19 protein-coding genes are annotated in these 14589 nt (G+C 61.4%); 5 read left to right on the forward strand and 14 right to left on the reverse strand.

The annotated features are described in order from the left end of the window. Positions 1 to 24 precede the first annotated feature (24 nt). The 5 genes from nirK to EF888_RS16865 all read right to left on the reverse strand — a co-directional run bounded on the left by nirK (position 25) and on the right by EF888_RS16865 (position 3633). The gene (nirK, locus tag EF888_RS16845; RefSeq protein ID WP_206508355.1) at positions 25 to 1212 is read right to left on the reverse strand and encodes a copper-containing nitrite reductase; all 1188 of its coding nucleotides are present in this window, start codon (positions 1210 to 1212) and stop codon (positions 25 to 27) included. Positions 1213 to 1338: 126 nt separating this feature from the next. Then, entirely contained in the window at positions 1339 to 1779 is a 441-nt protein-coding gene (locus EF888_RS16850; RefSeq protein ID WP_109759713.1) for a pseudoazurin, read from the reverse strand. Between the two features lie 389 nt (positions 1780 to 2168). Continuing rightward, on the reverse strand, positions 2169 to 2384 hold the full coding sequence (locus EF888_RS16855) for a hypothetical protein (RefSeq protein ID WP_109759712.1): 216 nt from the start codon (positions 2382 to 2384) through the stop codon (positions 2169 to 2171). Between the two features lie 296 nt (positions 2385 to 2680). Further along, on the reverse strand, positions 2681 to 3163 hold the full coding sequence (locus EF888_RS16860; protein ID WP_109759711.1) for a hemerythrin domain-containing protein: 483 nt from the start codon (positions 3161 to 3163) through the stop codon (positions 2681 to 2683). A 14-nt stretch (positions 3164 to 3177) separates the two neighbouring features. After that, the gene (locus EF888_RS16865; RefSeq protein WP_109759710.1) at positions 3178 to 3633 is read right to left on the reverse strand and encodes a group III truncated hemoglobin; all 456 of its coding nucleotides are present in this window, start codon (positions 3631 to 3633) and stop codon (positions 3178 to 3180) included. A gap of 150 nt (positions 3634 to 3783) precedes the next feature. On the opposite strand from EF888_RS16865, the gene EF888_RS16870 reads away from it, so the two are divergent. Both EF888_RS16870 and EF888_RS16875 read left to right on the forward strand, forming a co-directional pair. Further along, a complete protein-coding gene (locus tag EF888_RS16870; RefSeq protein WP_338143066.1) occupies positions 3784 to 4164 on the forward strand; it encodes an RrF2 family transcriptional regulator in 381 nt (126 codons plus the stop codon). Positions 4165 to 4172: 8 nt separating this feature from the next. Continuing rightward, complete coding sequence (locus EF888_RS16875; protein WP_109759708.1) at positions 4173 to 4502, forward strand: cupin domain-containing protein; 330 nt, start codon at positions 4173 to 4175, stop codon at positions 4500 to 4502. A 192-nt stretch (positions 4503 to 4694) separates the two neighbouring features. Here the strand turns inward: EF888_RS16875 and EF888_RS16880 are convergent, their stop codons facing one another. Next, positions 4695 to 5933, reverse strand: coding sequence for an MFS transporter (locus EF888_RS16880; protein ID WP_109759707.1), 1239 nt, complete (start codon positions 5931 to 5933; stop codon positions 4695 to 4697). A 529-nt stretch (positions 5934 to 6462) separates the two neighbouring features. On the opposite strand from EF888_RS16880, the gene EF888_RS22655 reads away from it, so the two are divergent. Beyond that, a complete protein-coding gene (locus EF888_RS22655; RefSeq protein ID WP_420902676.1) occupies positions 6463 to 6591 on the forward strand; it encodes a hypothetical protein in 129 nt (42 codons plus the stop codon). Between the two features lie 46 nt (positions 6592 to 6637). On the opposite strand, the gene EF888_RS16890 is transcribed toward EF888_RS22655, so the two are convergent. Continuing rightward, the gene (locus EF888_RS16890; protein WP_109759706.1) at positions 6638 to 6937 is read right to left on the reverse strand and encodes a DUF6522 family protein; all 300 of its coding nucleotides are present in this window, start codon (positions 6935 to 6937) and stop codon (positions 6638 to 6640) included. A gap of 13 nt (positions 6938 to 6950) precedes the next feature. Beyond that, positions 6951 to 7370, reverse strand: a complete 420-nt coding sequence (locus tag EF888_RS16895; protein ID WP_109759705.1) for an RrF2 family transcriptional regulator — start codon at positions 7368 to 7370, stop codon at positions 6951 to 6953. A gap of 141 nt (positions 7371 to 7511) precedes the next feature. Between EF888_RS16895 and EF888_RS16900 the strand changes: the two genes are divergently transcribed. Next, positions 7512 to 7814, forward strand: coding sequence for a globin family protein (locus EF888_RS16900; protein ID WP_126918602.1), 303 nt, complete (start codon positions 7512 to 7514; stop codon positions 7812 to 7814). Next, on the forward strand, positions 7811 to 7933 hold the full coding sequence (locus tag EF888_RS22485; protein WP_277601025.1) for a hypothetical protein: 123 nt from the start codon (positions 7811 to 7813) through the stop codon (positions 7931 to 7933). Before EF888_RS16900 ends, EF888_RS22485 begins: the two co-directional genes overlap by 4 nt. Before the next feature lie 547 nt (positions 7934 to 8480). Here the strand turns inward: EF888_RS22485 and gdhA are convergent. The 6 genes from gdhA to EF888_RS16930 form a co-directional block, all read right to left on the reverse strand. Beyond that, positions 8481 to 9836: an NADP-specific glutamate dehydrogenase gene (gene gdhA / locus EF888_RS16905; protein WP_109759704.1), complete on the reverse strand. Its 1356-nt coding sequence runs from the start codon at positions 9834 to 9836 to the stop codon at positions 8481 to 8483. Between the two features lie 369 nt (positions 9837 to 10205). Further along, positions 10206 to 11069 carry a VOC family protein gene (locus EF888_RS16910; protein WP_109759703.1) on the reverse strand — a complete coding sequence of 288 codons (864 nt, stop codon included), beginning with the start codon at positions 11067 to 11069 and terminating at the stop codon, positions 10206 to 10208. 62 nt (positions 11070 to 11131) lie between these two features. Further along, positions 11132 to 11575, reverse strand: a complete 444-nt coding sequence (locus tag EF888_RS16915) for a DoxX family protein (protein WP_109759702.1) — start codon at positions 11573 to 11575, stop codon at positions 11132 to 11134. A gap of 445 nt (positions 11576 to 12020) precedes the next feature. After that, positions 12021 to 12230 carry a GNAT family N-acetyltransferase gene (locus EF888_RS16920; protein ID WP_109759701.1) on the reverse strand — a complete coding sequence of 70 codons (210 nt, stop codon included), beginning with the start codon at positions 12228 to 12230 and terminating at the stop codon, positions 12021 to 12023. A 76-nt stretch (positions 12231 to 12306) separates the two neighbouring features. Continuing rightward, positions 12307 to 13406, reverse strand: a protein-coding gene (locus EF888_RS16925) for an IS3 family transposase (protein WP_109761272.1) whose coding sequence is annotated in 2 segments (ribosomal slippage) — positions 12307 to 13157 and positions 13157 to 13406 — 1101 coding nt in all. Because the reading frame shifts where the segments join, the coding sequence is not laid out codon by codon here. Between the two features lie 170 nt (positions 13407 to 13576). After that, entirely contained in the window at positions 13577 to 14527 is a 951-nt protein-coding gene (locus EF888_RS16930; protein ID WP_109761262.1) for a DUF5996 family protein, read from the reverse strand. Positions 14528 to 14589 lie beyond the last annotated feature (62 nt).

The raw sequence follows: 14589 nt of genomic DNA on the forward strand, positions 1-14589 counted from the left end.
CTGTCGCGATGTGCAATTCCTTGTCTAGTGTCCCGACGTGTCCGCAGGCAGACCATCAAGCGATGCGAAAATCTCCGGCTGCTCCTCGCCCTCGACCACGAGATACCCCGCCAGACCCCGCTCAGCTCGAGACAGGGCGTGATCCACCAATACGAAACGGCCCGGCACCTCGCACTTGAAGTCCACCACGCATGCGCTGCCTGGACCGACCGAAACCGACTGCGTGCTCTGCTGTGGTGGGCTTACCAGGTCGCCATTCAGGTAGACGCGATCGAAGATCTCACCGATGACATGGAAGGCCGAGTGGTAGTTCGGGCCGCCCACGCCGAAGTAGATGCGGACCGTTTCTCCCACACGGGCCGTCAGCGGGTAGTGTTCGGTCAGTGCGCCGACGTGGCCGTTGAAGACGAAATACTCTGGCCTTTCATTGATGAGCTTCTCGTAGCTATCGGTCAGCAGGCCAGCGGTCCCGAGTGGTTCCTCCGTATAGATCTCGCCTTGCATCACGTAATACTCGCGATCCACCGGCGGCAGGCCTTCCTCCGGCTCAACAAGGATTAGCCCGTACATGCCGGCCGAGATGTGCATGGCTACGGGAGGGACGGCACAGTGGTAGACAAAAAGTCCCGGATTTAGTGCTTTGAACTTGAAAGAGCGCTCTTCGCCAGGGTTCGCAGTACTCACTGCGGCGCCCCCGCCGGGCCCAGTTGCAGCATGGAAGTCGATGTTGTGCGGGAACCAGCTGTCCTCTCCATTCTTTAGATGCACCTCGACCGTATCGCCGACCCGGACACGCACCATCGGCCCGGGGACGGTGCCGTTGAACGTCCAAAACCGGTATGTGCTGTTGACGTCGAGGTGCGCTTCCACCTCGACTGTCTCCAGATCGACGCGGATGGTGGCCGGTTCTCGCCGGGTGATAGGAGGCGGAACATTGGCAGGGTTTTCTGCGATGTCCGCCATATCAGGGTGCGTGGGGTTCAAGGAATAGAGACGGTCACCGAGGGCTCCGGGAGCGAGGCTGCCGTGGCCCGTATGTGCTCCCATGGTTGGCGCTTGCTGGGCCAGTGCGGGGGGGGCCGTGAGCATCGCGCCGAGCGTCAGACCGGCGGTACCCGTCAGGAGTCCGCGCCGGCTGACGTGGCGGTCCGGAAAATCAAATTCTTCGTGGGCAGGATTCTCCAGATGATCCTTGTGATCACTATTTTCCATAAGTCGTCTCCATACTGTTCGATATTGGTTCTCTCGAGAGTCTGAGGCCGTCCTGCTCTCTCGCCCCGACCAAGGGTTCAAGTTCATCGTCTTGGTCACATGGGAAGCGGAGCGGACGACCAGGGATCACTCTGTTACTTGCGTCAGAAGTTCCGTCATTCGATTTTTTGCTTTGCCGCGCAGATCGTCAGCCGCTGCGGTGACTTCCTCGAGGTTGGTAGGCGCGCCCACCTGGATCAGGCCCACCATTCCCATAGCGGCGTGGGGGTCGCATTGGTAGGCGTAGAGGCCTTCCTCTGTCAGAGTGACGGTCACCTCTTCGTTGATCGCACCGTCCCAAGGCTCGGCCCCTTCGGGCAGCAACTCCCCGATAGTAGCGGAGTTATGGCTCCGATCCGTAGGCACGAAGGTGATGGTGTCGCCGGGCTGCGCTTGGAGAAAGGCGGGCTCGAACACCATGGCACCTGCCTCGCCGCGGTTCAGCATCTCGACGGTGTAGGTCTCGGCCGCAGCGACTCCGGCGAGGAGTGCAAGGGCGGCGGCGGGGATCAGGACTTTTGTAAACATCAGATGGGCCTTTCTCGTGACTTCGGTTCGGGTTGGGCTCCTTATGCGTTTGTAGACGTAGGTCTTCATTGTGCTGAAACAAACTGAGAGGCGGAATTGCCCAACTTGATGTGAGCCTCATCACGGTCGCCATCATCACACGGAGGGAAACAAGCTCTGTCGAGGATATCGAGGATCAGATGGCGCACGGGCCTGGCAAGAAGGCAGTACCAGACGTGCTCGAGGAGGACGCGCGGCCGGCCCCCAAAGCACTCTTGCGTGCGATACGGCAGCACAGTTCTCGTCAAGCACGTGCTGGGTCCGTGATCCCGCTTGCTCCTCTCCTTCCGCCAGCGGCTTAAGGTGCCACCGCTTGGCTCTCCAACCCTGATCAACAGGATGGCACGACGTCATGTATTGGTCAGGGCAAGGTTTCGCAGCCGGGCTCGGAATTCGTCTTCCGCGAGCTCATATTCCGCGACCGCGTCGATGACGGTATGAAACCGAGAGAACGGGCAGCCGAAACAAAGCATCTTGCGTTCCAGAAAGGCATGTCCCGTTGCCGGCCAGTGATAAAACAGCTCTGCCAGAGGCAGATCGGGGTCATCGATGGATGGTTTGGGCATGAGGTACTCCCGGCGAATTTCCGATTTTGGATCGTCCTGGGACAGGATCGCCCGCCGGATCCGTTCGTTCTTTGCGCAGGCTCAAGCTTTTACCTAGCGGGGCGTGCTAGAACGTTCTGTTCCACACGCCTGCTAAGTGACGGAGGTCAATCTTTCAAAGATGACTCGACCGCCGCGCGCGATCTCCGGCGAAGGACTCCATGCCCGACGACTGAGCGAAGCCAATGACCCGCTACGGTGTCGACCTGTACCTGAGCGGGCGCAAGGCACCGTCAGCCTGCCGATTGAGTCGCGCACTAGCCTCGCGTCGTTCCCTCGAAGCTGGGATAAAGCACCTCATTCTCCAAGCGCAGGTGCTCTTGCAGATCTGCTATGAATTCGCTCAGCCCGCCGTACAGCGTCACCCAAGGCTCGCATGCGCCCTTGGGGACGTTCAGATCTCCGGTCAGGCGACGGATCTCGGCGACCGCATGGCGATAATTCTCATGATTGGCGCGCATGTGAGCGATCCGATCCGCGACCTTCATACCATCTCCCCGTCGTATTGCGGGGAAGACCTTCAGTTCTTCCTTCTTCATGTCCTCCTCCAAGTGATCGATCATCCGCTGCAGGGTGTCGAAAAGGCCCTGCGGAATGTCGGCGTCGCCGTCATGCAGATCTTCGATCATCTCGGCCAGCCTGACCAGAAGGGGAAACTGCTGCCGGTGGCGGGCATGGTAACGGGTTTCGATGAAACGAGTCAGTTCGGCAGTGTCGTGGGTAGGAGAGGCCGCAGGCATGGGACATCCTTTCGTCAACGAAGAATCGGAACGGCACCGGGGGCGGACTGCGCCTCCTCCACGGCGATATGCAGCGCACGCGCGATGCGCTCCGCACGTTCGATGACGTGATCCGCACCCACAGGGGGACAGGTTTCCCTTGCAGCCTGAGCGAACAGCGTCAGCCAGCGTTCAAAATCACCCTTTGTGACGGGTAGGCTGGAATGCTTGGGGACCGGAGTACCGTGATACTGTCCGGTCATCAGTGCCACCGAGGACCAGAAAGCGACCATCCGCTCGAGGTGCGGCGCCCAGTCGGTAATGCGCTCGGCGAAGATCGGTCCGAGCACGGCATCGGCGCGGATCTTCGCGTAGAAACAGTGAACCAACTCAGCCAGCCGTGCCTCGTCAAGACCTGTCTGCTTCATAAGATCAGCGGTGACGGCGGGCCGCGCTGAACGAATGGGGTTCGGGCGATTAGCTCGGGTCATGGACTCGATATTCTGTTGCTAGGGGGCATAATCGTGTTAATAGGTATTCAAGATGCATGTTGTAAATGTCTATACGTCTCGGACCCCATCGAGAGCAAGAGCGAACAGATGCGCCTGACTGCGTTCACGGACTTCGCGCTCAGAACACTGATGCGCCTCGCTGGAGCATCGGAAAGAAGCTTCACAACCGGCGAGATCGCCGCAGAACTTGGCATATCCCGTAATCATCTGGTGAAGGTGGTAAGTGCGCTCGCTCGCTCCGGCTATATCTCGACGCACCGAGGCACCGGGGGCGGATTCCGGCTAGCGCGGTCTGCCAGTACGATCACGATCGGCGAGGTAGTGCGTCGGTTCGAGACGAGCCAGCCACTTGTTGAGTGCTTCCGAACTGATGGTGGCGCCTGTGTAATGTCGCCGGCCTGTCTTCTCCGGCAACGCTTGACGGCAGCGCGGGAAGCGTTCCTCGCCGAACTTGATCGGACGACCCTAGAAGAATGCCGATATACTGCCACCCTCGCAATAGTGCATTAGGAGAAGTCATGGCCCTCCAACACGCTACGCCGGGCGAGGTCGTAAAATTGCGACCCTTCGGTGAAAAACTGGCGCAGGCCAAGACCAGCGCCATAGTCCGTACGCCTTCATTCGAGGCGGTACGTCTGATCGTCGCTGCGGGGACCGAGATCCCGACGCATCAGGTGAAGGGGCGGATCATGCTACAATGTTTGGAGGGTGTCGTGCAGCTCGACCTTGGGGATTTGGTGCGGGAATTGAGTGAGGGTGACTGGCTCTATCTTGAAGGCGGAGAACCGCACTCGATCCGAGGTATCGAAGACGCGTCACTGCTTCTGACCATCCTCTTCGACATCTGACCGCAACAGCATGTAGCCCGGGAAGATGTTGGCCGTGACGTCGGAATGTCTGCCAGTGTTGTGCAGAGAGCAGCGTTGATCGAAGCGTTAGACACTTGCGCGTAGCCGCCACGGCCCTTCCGGTAGGTGGCGGCAGGAATGACCTTCGGCGTGATCAACGAGACGGGCATCCTAAATAGGATCAGTCGGTGTTCAGAACGCGCGCCCACCTTGTGTCGCGCCACTTGCCTGCTCGGGCTCGGGCAGATTTTTCGGAAGCACAGCTACCGCGATCAATATGGCAACGGCCGCTCCGGACAGGATGTAGAACAGGGCATCGAATCCCCAGTTGCTGTGCACCCATGCGATCAGAGGAACAACGGCTGCCGATACGCCGAAGCTCACGACGAAACGCGTGCCGTAGATCGATGCGCGTAGCTCGGACTTGGCCATGCGCCCGATCATGTAGTCGTTGATCGGGATTTGCCCGAAAGCTCCAAGCATGAATGCCATAGCCACAAGGAAGGCGGACCAGTTTTCCTGGCCGGGCATGAGAGCGAAGAAGACGATCTGAATGACCGCGACGACGGAAAACACCCGGCGGGGTCCGTGTCGGTCGAGCTGACGGCCCACGACGATCTGCGCGAAGGAAGCTACAGCAAACACGACAAAAACCATCCAGCCGACCTGTGCCGCTGAGACGGCGATTCCCTGCAGGCGCTCATCGAAGACCTTCGGAAGCGAGAAGGTCGTCCCCTGAAAGATGATGCTGGAAACAGCGGTCGTGAAGAGAATGATGGCCGACACGCGGATGAGAGTCCGTCGCCGATCAGGCGAAACTGCCTTCCCGCCTGAGGTATCCGACGGTCGAGCGAGCGATTGCGATTCCGAATTTCTCGTGCCGATCCTGTCACCGAAGAAGTGCAGGTAGGCTAGGCCGACAAATACCGAAAGTGCGCCGGGCACCCAAAAGGCTGTGCGCCAGCCGGACAAATCTATCAACAAACCTGTCACGAGCGCGGCGCAACCGACACCCATGTTGCCCCAGACCCCGTTCACGGCGATGTCGCGGCCCATTGACCGTCCGCCACGTGCGATCATGGACAGGCCGACGGGATGATAGATCGCGGCGAATATACCGATCGCGAACAGCCCGATGGACATCTGAAACGGTGATTTGGCCATCGAGGTGGCGACCGAGGCCAAGCCAATACCCACGAAGAAGATCACCATCATGCCCTCGCGGCTCCACTTGTCTGCTATCCATCCGGCCGGAAGCGAGAACAGTCCGAAGGCGATCAGCCCGGGCGTCGCGTAGAGGATGAGCTCCGCGTAGGGCACGTCCCATTCACGGACCAGGACGAGGGCGGCGACCGTGGCGAAGATCAAGGTAAACATGTGGTCCAGGAAGTGCCCGATGTTCATGAACAGGAAGTGTCTTCGGTCCTGCATTTCTTTGAATCCTTGAACCGACCTTGGCTCGCCGATTGTTTGTCAGACCATGCCGGCTCCGATCAAGTAATAGCCAAGTGGAAGGTCTCGGAGTCTAAGGTAACTTTTTCCTGCGAAGGTCAGCGTCATAGTTGGGATTTTCCGCAGGTACCTGAGCAGTTACGCCTGCCGGCGTCGTGCTGGAAGAAACCCCCAAAGGGACGGGCGGCGCACAAGCGCTGGCGACAACACGCCCTCCGCGGCGTGGATTTCTATGACTGGCATCTCTCGATAGATGGCTGGTCCTGTATCCATCCGAGACCTGAGCGTTCGTTCGGGCTTCAAATCCTTGACACGAGACGAGGAGCTGGAGGTTGGAGCAATGACAGTCATGACGAGCGCGCCCCTACTGCAACAGGAGCGCCTGGGATATCCGCACCGCCTTAGGGCTTAAGCACAGAGGCACCGGGATGCCATTACCGGGTGGTTCGATTTCATTGCCGTCCTCGCCGTTTTCGTCGGAGCGCATTTCCTGCCCAACCGCCGGGTACTGCGCGACCTGCTGATCGCCACGGGGGGACGGTGCTTCGATATCTCGGTCGACGCGATCGTATCGCTTGTCGTCGTGATCTGGCTGATCGCTGCGGCCGGGCGGGCGCCCCATTTGCCGCTTTGGTAGCAAGACGCCGCGACGTCGCAGGAGCCTGTCAGGGAAAGATTGGTAATCAGGTCTTGGCGCTCCGGGATGCCAGCGGGATCGTACCTGCTGCCGGCGCGTGAGTGGGAAAGGTGGCGCGTGACAAGATCTTGCCACTCTCATCGACGACAAGGCGAAGGGCGCGGCCATCGCAATAGAAGGTCAAACGCCAGCGGCCGGCGTCCTCACGGACTCCGGTCTCGCAGCGGCTCGTGATCTCGCCAGCTCGAAGTTTGGCGGGTATCTCAATCGGCGGAATGCCGAAGGCGGCGCCGACGGCCTCTGCTCCGACGACGAAGCCGTCAGTCGTGAAGGAAACGGTGCTCATCTCGAATATCCTCTCAGGCCATGCCGGCAGCGGGCGGAGGTAGTGCGATATCGGCCAGGGTGGCCCTGTCGAGTTCCGCCAGGAACGCGGCCTCCGCGTAATGCAGCTTGTGCTTCAGGCGGCAGATCGGCGTGACGCAACAACCGCCATCGGCGGAGAAGCATTCAACCAACGCCTGATCCTGCTCGAGCAGCCGCACAAGGTCTCCGAGGCCAATTTCGGCGGCGGGACGGGCAAGCATCGCGCCGCCGCCCGCACCACGACGGGTTGCAACGATCCCGCGCCGCGCAAGCCGCTGCATGATCTTGTTCAGGTGATGACGCGAGACGTCGAACTCGTCGGCGATCTCGGCCGTCGAGAAGGCCCGGTTGGGTTCGCTTGCCATCCGCATGAGGGCGCGAAGACCGTAGTCGGTGAAGCTGGTCAGGCGCATTCTGTCACCCTCTTAATTAGCATTTACAATACCTATTACTCGCGCTATGTAGAATTGGCAAGAACCCAAGCTCGGCTCAGCCATGTATCAGACGAAAAATTCGCTCCGACCGGATCACGGTGGGCGCCGCATCTCGAGAAGATGCTCGCTATCTGGTCCTCTGTCGCCTTGATGACCGGAAGCCATCCCGGCGCGCCCGGTGCCGAACATGCAGGCCTGCCGGTGAGCTGGGAGCACTTCTCCCGCTGGTTCAAGCTTTTCGGAAAGACGACGCGTGAAGTCTGCTCTTCTGAAGGCGCAGAGCATGTCATCGAGCGGGCGCGTCGGATCGCACGGTCGTTGCATATGGCCGCGGCCGACGACCGGATTGCTGGCGTGCAAAACAAATCTTGCGGCGTCGCTAATGCGAAGCTGGGCGAATCATCAAGGAAAGGTAGAACATGAAGAAGATTGACGTAGAGGAAGACACGCGACGATCGAAGTTCCTGATCGTGGCAATGATCGTCCAGATCGTCGTGGTCCTGGTCGTCATGATTATTTATCTCGCCTGGCTGAAGTCGTGATCGACGCGAAGCAGAATACGAAATGTTGGGGCCGCCTTTTGTGACGGCCCCGACCGTGCCGGGCGTTCGGTTGCAGCTCTCCCGCAAGCGAGTGGCGACGAAGAGGAGTATCTGCAAACGTTCCAGTTTGGTGCTCTGGTGCGACCTGGTACCGACATCAGCAAGGGGACTTGATGTTCGATCTATCAGGATTGACCGCGCCCCGTGCCGGATCGAGGGTAGCTTGATACACGCCAAGCCCTGTGATCGTCGAGAGGCTGTGGCGACGACTGCTGGCCATGGCAGCACCAACGGGTTGTTTCGCAGGGCGAACAGGATCACCGCACTCGCCCCAACGGCGCAATCCATAACGTGCCCGAGGCAACATCGACCTCTGCGCACGGGACGAGCTTCGCAGAAACTAGAAGCGCCAGCCCGGCACCTGCGCACCTACGGCCATTTCGCGGCAGCTGGTCGGGTCAGCGACGGGCCCGAAGGGGCGCAGTCGGGCAAGGCCGTGGGAGAGTGGTGACTTGCCACGGTCATAGCGACGTGCCGGGGCCATCATTCAGATCACACCCAGCTTACGCATGGATTCGGCAACCCGGACAAAGCCCGCGATATTGGCCCCAAGCACGTAGTTTCCTGGTGCTCCGTAGTGCTCGGCCGTCTGGTGGCAGGTGTCGTGAATGCCACGCATAATGGTGGCAAGCCGCGCCTCGGTCTGATCGAAGGTCCAACTGTCGCGGCTGGCGTTTTGCTGCATTTCCAACGCCGAGGTGGCAACCCCACCCGCGTTTGCGGCTTTGCCGGGCGCGAACATTACGCCCCCATCCTGGAAAGCCTTGATCGCTTCGGGGGTCGAGGGCATGTTCGCGCCTTCGCCCACGGCCATCACGCCGTTCTTGATCAGGGTGGCAGCATCCTTGCCCGACAACTCGTTCTGCGTCGCCGATGGCATCGCCACATCGCAGTCGACATCCCAGATCGAGCCCTTGTCGGCCGCGATGAAATGCGCGCCCTTGCCCCTGCGTAGGGCATACTCGGAAATCCGCTCGTGCCGCATATCCTTGATGTCTTTCAACAGCTCCAGATCGATACCGCCTTCGTCCAGGACATAACCGGAACTGTCGGAACAGGCGACGACCTTGCCGCCGAAGGATTGTACCTTTTCGATGGTGTAGATCGCCACATTGCCCGACCCGGACACCACGACCTTCTTACCGTCGAAGTCGGTGCCCTTTGTCTGCAGCATGGCCTGCACGAAGTAGGTGTTGCCATAGCCCGTCGCCTCGGTCCGAGCGCGGGATCCGCCGTAGTCCAGCGCCTTGCCCGTAAACACTCCGGCTTCAAAGCGGTTGTTCAGGCGCTTGTATTGTCCGAACATGTAGCCGATCTCGCGCCCACCTACGCCAATGTCGCCCGCAGGCACGTCAGTCTGTTCGCCGAGGTGGCGGTGCAGTTCGGTCATCAGGGACTGACAGAAGCGCATGATTTCGGCATCCGACCGGCCCTTGGGGTCAAAGTCCGACCCGCCTTTGCCGCCGCCGATGGGCATGCCGGTCAGCGCGTTCTTGAAGGTCTGCTCGAAGCCGAGGAACTTGATGATCCCGACATTGACCGACGGATGGAAGCGCATGCCGCCCTTGTAGGGGCCAAGCGCGGAGTTGAACTGCACGCGAAATCCCCGGTTGATTTGGACCTGACCCTGGTCATCCACCCACGGGATCCGGAATATGATCTGGCGCTCCGGTTCGCAGATGCGTTCGATCAAGGCGTGATCGAGGTAATGCGGATGCTTGGCCACCACCCGGCCAAGGCTTTCCAATACCTCGTGGATGGCTTGATGAAATTCTGACTCGCCCGCGTTGCGGCGGATGACGTCGGCGAGGATGGGACGGAGTTTCTCGTCGATACTGTTCATGGTGCTGCCTGTTGGAATTGGGTGCCGGATGCCTGCTTTTTCGTCGCTTAGCTAACAATTTCAGCAAAGGGAACAAGGCAGGCCAACTGCAACACGGCGTTGTCAGAATAATTCGCTTTGAGACAGGATCGTGCCCGCCCTACCTTCGCCCGATGAGGAAACGCAGCTCCTTCAGATCCTTCAAGGCGTCGCCGGGGTCTTGTCAGAGTAACTTGAGTTGAGACGGAGCGTCAAACCCCCAGTCCCCGATCCCGGGACTATGGGCGAGCGGATGGCCGCAAGCTGCGCCGCGCAACGGCAGAAGCGGCGTTGAACCTCGAGTGCCCCTAGTCGGCCGCCCCTTCTTAGTTCATGAGCATGGTCGTCTCCTCAAGTCATCAGGGAGATGGCAGTGCCCCACGGGTCGTGCAGAGTCATGCCGCCAGGGTGTTCGAGCCTCTCGATACCGACACGTTCGGCGCGCGCTGCAATGCTTGCGACATCCGCTGCATCCCGAACTACGATCTCCACGGCATCCAGGCCCGCCATGCCGTCGGGGCGCGTCCCGGTGCGGCGGCTGTTCCAGACGTTACCCGCCAGTTGATGATGGTATCCGCCACTGCCATAGAAGCTGGCGCCCGGGTAGCGCGCAGCGATCTCGCAGCCCAGCACGTCGCGGTAGAAGCGGTCGGCTGCCTCGGTGTCGCCAACCTGCAGGTGAACATGGCCGATGCTGCCGCCCTCCGGAAAGCGCGACCATTCTGTGCCTGCCGCGCTCTGCATCAGGTCTTGCGCGTCAAGCGGATCGGTGCTCATCCGGATCTCGCCGTTCGGACCATGCCAGCGTGCGACCGGGCGGTCGGCGTAGACCTCGATGCCGTTGCCTTCGGGGTCGGCCAGATAGAGGGCCTCGCTGACGATGTGGTCCGACGCTCCCTGCAAAGGCACGCGCGCTGCCATGACATGCGTCAGCCAACGGGCCAGATCCGAGCGGGAGGGCAGTAGGAAGGCGGTGTGGAACAGCCCGGCCTGACGGGTATCGAGCGGTAACAGGGCAGGATCGCCCACGAGATGAAGCAGCGGCGCCGTGCCGATGCCGAGCGTCACCCTACCTTTGCCGGTCTCGATCGGGCTGAGGCCAAGGACGGACTGGTAGAAGGTGGACACCGTATCGAGGTCGCGCACCTTGAGCCGAACGGTTTCGATGCGCAGCGGCGCGGCACTCATGTTGAAGAATTCGTTCGCGGTGGTCATGGTGGCTCTCCTCAGGAAAAGGTTGCGCGGCCGCGGGAAGTTCCCCGCGGCCTGCAAGGAGGTCAGGCGCGGTCGCGCTTCAGCGCGAAGGCGCCGTCGCCCAGCAGGGCCTGGACGACCAGGGTGACGGTCCAGAAGGCCGGGAATTCCCAACCGCCGCCTTCGTTCGAAAAGAAGAAGCCGGCCGCGCCGTGCGGCACGTAGATCGAGCCGAGCAGGATCGGCACCAGCGCCAGCGACACCCAGCGGCTGTAGACGCCGAGGATCAGAGCGAGGCCGCCGAAGAGTTCAGCCGCAATGACGAGATAGGCGAGCGGCCCGGGCAGGCCGAGGCTGGCGAAATAGGCTGCGGCTCCGGCCGGGGTGAAGACGAAGAGCTTGAGGCCGGCGTGGGCGAGGAACATTGCGCCCATGGAGACCCGCAGAACGGTTGCAGCAAGATCCGCGTTGGTGATGCCGTCGACGAGGGACGAGCGGGAAGAGGTGGAAACGGTGGCGTAGGTCATTTCGGTTTTCCTAGAAGGGCGCAAAGGCGCGTTGTTTGTGAGGAGAAGATGACCTTGTTCACATCAAATGATAATGCGGCCCCACGGAAGATGATTGCTTCCATGATGGAAGAAGAGCGCCAGCCCTAAATTCCCTTGATGCAGATACACTGCAGCACCCACCGGAGCGCAGGGGCGACACCAAGGGACAGAGGCGAAAGCTCTGATGAGCTTTGGAACCAGAACCCGCAGCAGCCGGCTGCGATGTTTCTAACGCCTTGCGAAGCGCATCGAGTCCGGGGTTCGCTGGATGCGCTATGACGAAGGAGTCCTGCGCAGCTTTCTTCCTCGGTCTCAGGCAGCGTCACCGAGATCCGCGTTCTGAAGAGGCGCTGGCGGGTCTGCAGGCTCGCCGCGTCCGTGCGCTCCGGGTCAGGGGCTCCAGCTCATGACGTTGTCTCCGGCTTCAGCGCTTCAGCACGTCCTGCCATTCCGCATGGCGCGCGATCTGCGCCTTGGCGAAGGGACAGAGGGGAATGATCGAGCGACCTTCGGCGCGCGCATCCTCGACGGCACGGCGGACGAGGGCCTGTCCGACCGAGCGGCCGCGCATGGCGTCGGGAACTTCCGTGTGATCAATGATGATCATCGCCTCGCCCGCCCGCGAATAGGTCATCTCGGCCTCGGCCCCGTTGACCCGAGACCCGACTCTCCCCCGGCCATTCGGAGAATCCGCAGGTTGATTTCTGGGGCTACGCGGCGCGCATTTCCAGCCCCTTCATTGCCATGAACTCGGCCGGGGTCATGTTCCCGAGCCCGGAGTGTGGGCGGTGGTGGTTGTAATCGTCTTGCCAGGAGCGGATCTGCTGCCGGGCCTCGCCGAGGGTCGAGAACAGCGTCTCGTTCAACAGCTCATCCCGGAAGCGGCCGTTGAAGCTCTCCACGAAGCCGTTCTGCATGGGTTTCCCGGGCGCAATGTAGTGCCACTCGACGCCGGTGCGCTGGCACCAGGACAGGATCGCCATCGAGGTCAGCTCCGTGCCGTTGTCGCTCACTACCATGGCGGGGTGCCCCCGCCGGGCGATCACGGCATCGAGTTCTCGGACAACGCGGTGGCCGGACAGCGACGTGTCCGCCACCAGCGCCAGGCACTCGCGGCTGTAGTCGTCGATCACGGACAGAACCCGGAACCTTCGCCCGTCCGTCAGCGCGTCGCTGACGAAGTCCAGGCTCCAGCGGATGTTGGGTGCGTCCGGCAGCAGCATCGGTCGGCGCGTGCCGAGGGCGCGCTTCCGGCCGCCCCGGCGGCGCACCTGGAGCTTCTCCTCGCGGTAGAGGCGCCTGAGCTTCTTGAGGTTCATCACGATCCCCTGTCTTTCCAGCATGATGTGGATGCGCCTGTAGCCGAAACGGCGCCGCTCGGTCGCAACAGCCTTCATCGCCGCCCGCGCCTCGGCATCATCCGGGCGCACGCTGCGATAGCGCACGCTCGACCGATCCACGGCCAGGGCCTGGCACGCCCGGCGTTCGCTCACCCCGTGGATCGCCACGACATGCGCCACCGCCTCCCGCTTCACACCGGGCGCTACCATTTTTTTGCCGCGACATCCTTCAGGATGGCGTTGTCGAGCATCGCCTCAGCCAGAAGCTTCTTCAGCTTGCCGTTCTCGTCCTCGAGCGCCCTCAGCCGCCGGGCGTCGGACACCTCGAGCCCGCCATACTTCGCCTTGTATTTGTAGAACGTCGCCGAGCTGACCCCGTGCTTCCGGCAGACATCAGCCGTAGGCATCCCGGCCTCCTGCTCCTTCAACATCGCGATGATCTGCTCTTCCGTGAACCTTGATCGCTTCATCGTCCGTCTCCTTGGTGGAGCGGATTCTACTCCAAACTGGAGGAGGATGCGGGGCTCAGGTCACCGTCAATTCGGACGACATACCGTCCCTTGCTCTCGCCCTCCTCTCGTTCGATGTGCAGCTATTCCCGTTTAGGGTCAGTCATTATCTGCGTCCTTCTCAAGAAACGTTAGACAGGCGTGGCTCGGATAGGACGCGGTCGGCGAGGATTGCCAGTGGTGCAGTCGAGACGCCCACGGTCCCAGCCGCCAAGATCTGCGGCGGCTCGATACGTGCTCTCCAAGAAGGCCATGAGGCTCGCATCGGGATCGGAGGTGCGACGCACCGACTCGTAGGCCAGCACGAACTCACCGAGCCTCGCGTCGAAATACGCCGCGTCGGGCGCTACGGCGGCATCGGCGAAGCCCGGTGGCGCCGGATAGGCGTAGGAGTAGAAGGCGGGAAAATCGAGCCCGCCTCCTCCGGGCCAAAACCCGGCCGAGGACACCTCATGGCTATAGGCTTCGCGGGTGACATCATCTGGCAATCCCGGCACTCCACCTGGATGCAACGGAGCCTCTCGTCCGGAAAAGCGCGTCACGGCAAGATCGAAGCTTCCCCAGAACAGATGGACGGGACTGACTTTGCCGAGAAAGGAAGTGCGAAAACGGGTCAGCACGCGGTCGATGCAGACGCAGGCACGGAAGAAACGCGTCACCGCCTCTGCGTCGTAGGGTCGATCGACAGTGTCCTCCGCGAATGGAATCGGATTGGGAACCTCGTTCGGAACCCCGTGGAACTCGGTCGTGGCGCCGAGCTCGCGCAGGAGGTCGAGGAAACGCCTGTGGAAGGCGGCAACGGACATCGGTCCGAGATCGAAGCGCGCGGTCCTCCCGTCCGTGCAGGAGCCGATTACGGCATGGTTGAGAAGGTCCAAGACGAGTTCCACGCCGCGCGCACCATCAGGCACGAGCGAGGTCGTGAGCCCGCGCGCGTTGACGTAAAGCGTCGCGTGCCACGAGTGGTTCACCCAAGGGGTTCGGGCCAGTCGGTATTTGCCCACGACCTGTGAGTAGAGGTGCAGCGCCGCGCAGGTCTCGTGCCACGGCTCGTAGGGAATGTCCGGCCAGGTAGCAGTCATGGTCGTCCCTCGTCCAAGCGAAACCGTAGCTGGCGGAACGAACGCAGGCAGCCACGCCCGCA

The sequence above is a fragment of the Silicimonas algicola genome (assembly GCF_003970735.1).
GTDB classification, from domain to species: Bacteria; Pseudomonadota; Alphaproteobacteria; order Rhodobacterales; family Rhodobacteraceae; genus Silicimonas; species Silicimonas algicola.

Excerpts from the sequence above, each read along its gene's own strand:
- EF888_RS16900 (WP_126918602.1), top strand. The coding sequence starts at position 7,512 with ATGCTCGCTATCTGGTCCTCTGTCGCCTTGATGACCGGAAGCCATCCC.
- EF888_RS16850 (WP_109759713.1), bottom strand. The coding sequence starts at position 1,779 with ATGTTTACAAAAGTCCTGATCCCCGCCGCCGCCCTTGCACTCCTCGCC.
- EF888_RS16890 (WP_109759706.1), bottom strand. The coding sequence starts at position 6,937 with ATGAGCACCGTTTCCTTCACGACTGACGGCTTCGTCGTCGGAGCAGAG.
- EF888_RS16880 (WP_109759707.1), bottom strand. The coding sequence starts at position 5,933 with ATGCAGGACCGAAGACACTTCCTGTTCATGAACATCGGGCACTTCCTG.
- EF888_RS16920 (WP_109759701.1), bottom strand. The coding sequence starts at position 12,230 with ATGACCTATTCGCGGGCGGGCGAGGCGATGATCATCATTGATCACACG.
- EF888_RS16875 (WP_109759708.1), top strand. The coding sequence starts at position 4,173 with ATGGCCCTCCAACACGCTACGCCGGGCGAGGTCGTAAAATTGCGACCC.
- EF888_RS22485 (WP_277601025.1), top strand. The coding sequence starts at position 7,811 with ATGAAGAAGATTGACGTAGAGGAAGACACGCGACGATCGAAGTTCCTG.
- EF888_RS16860 (WP_109759711.1), bottom strand. The coding sequence starts at position 3,163 with ATGCCTGCGGCCTCTCCTACCCACGACACTGCCGAACTGACTCGTTTC.
- EF888_RS16910 (WP_109759703.1), bottom strand. The coding sequence starts at position 11,069 with ATGACCACCGCGAACGAATTCTTCAACATGAGTGCCGCGCCGCTGCGC.
- EF888_RS16930 (WP_109761262.1), bottom strand. The coding sequence starts at position 14,527 with ATGACTGCTACCTGGCCGGACATTCCCTACGAGCCGTGGCACGAGACC.
- EF888_RS16855 (WP_109759712.1), bottom strand. The coding sequence starts at position 2,384 with ATGCCCAAACCATCCATCGATGACCCCGATCTGCCTCTGGCAGAGCTG.
- EF888_RS16870 (WP_338143066.1), top strand. The coding sequence starts at position 3,784 with ATGCGCCTCGCTGGAGCATCGGAAAGAAGCTTCACAACCGGCGAGATC.
- nirK (WP_206508355.1), bottom strand. The coding sequence starts at position 1,212 with ATGGAAAATAGTGATCACAAGGATCATCTGGAGAATCCTGCCCACGAA.
- EF888_RS16865 (WP_109759710.1), bottom strand. The coding sequence starts at position 3,633 with ATGACCCGAGCTAATCGCCCGAACCCCATTCGTTCAGCGCGGCCCGCC.
- EF888_RS16915 (WP_109759702.1), bottom strand. The coding sequence starts at position 11,575 with ATGACCTACGCCACCGTTTCCACCTCTTCCCGCTCGTCCCTCGTCGAC.
- EF888_RS16895 (WP_109759705.1), bottom strand. The coding sequence starts at position 7,370 with ATGCGCCTGACCAGCTTCACCGACTACGGTCTTCGCGCCCTCATGCGG.
- gdhA (WP_109759704.1), bottom strand. The coding sequence starts at position 9,836 with ATGAACAGTATCGACGAGAAACTCCGTCCCATCCTCGCCGACGTCATC.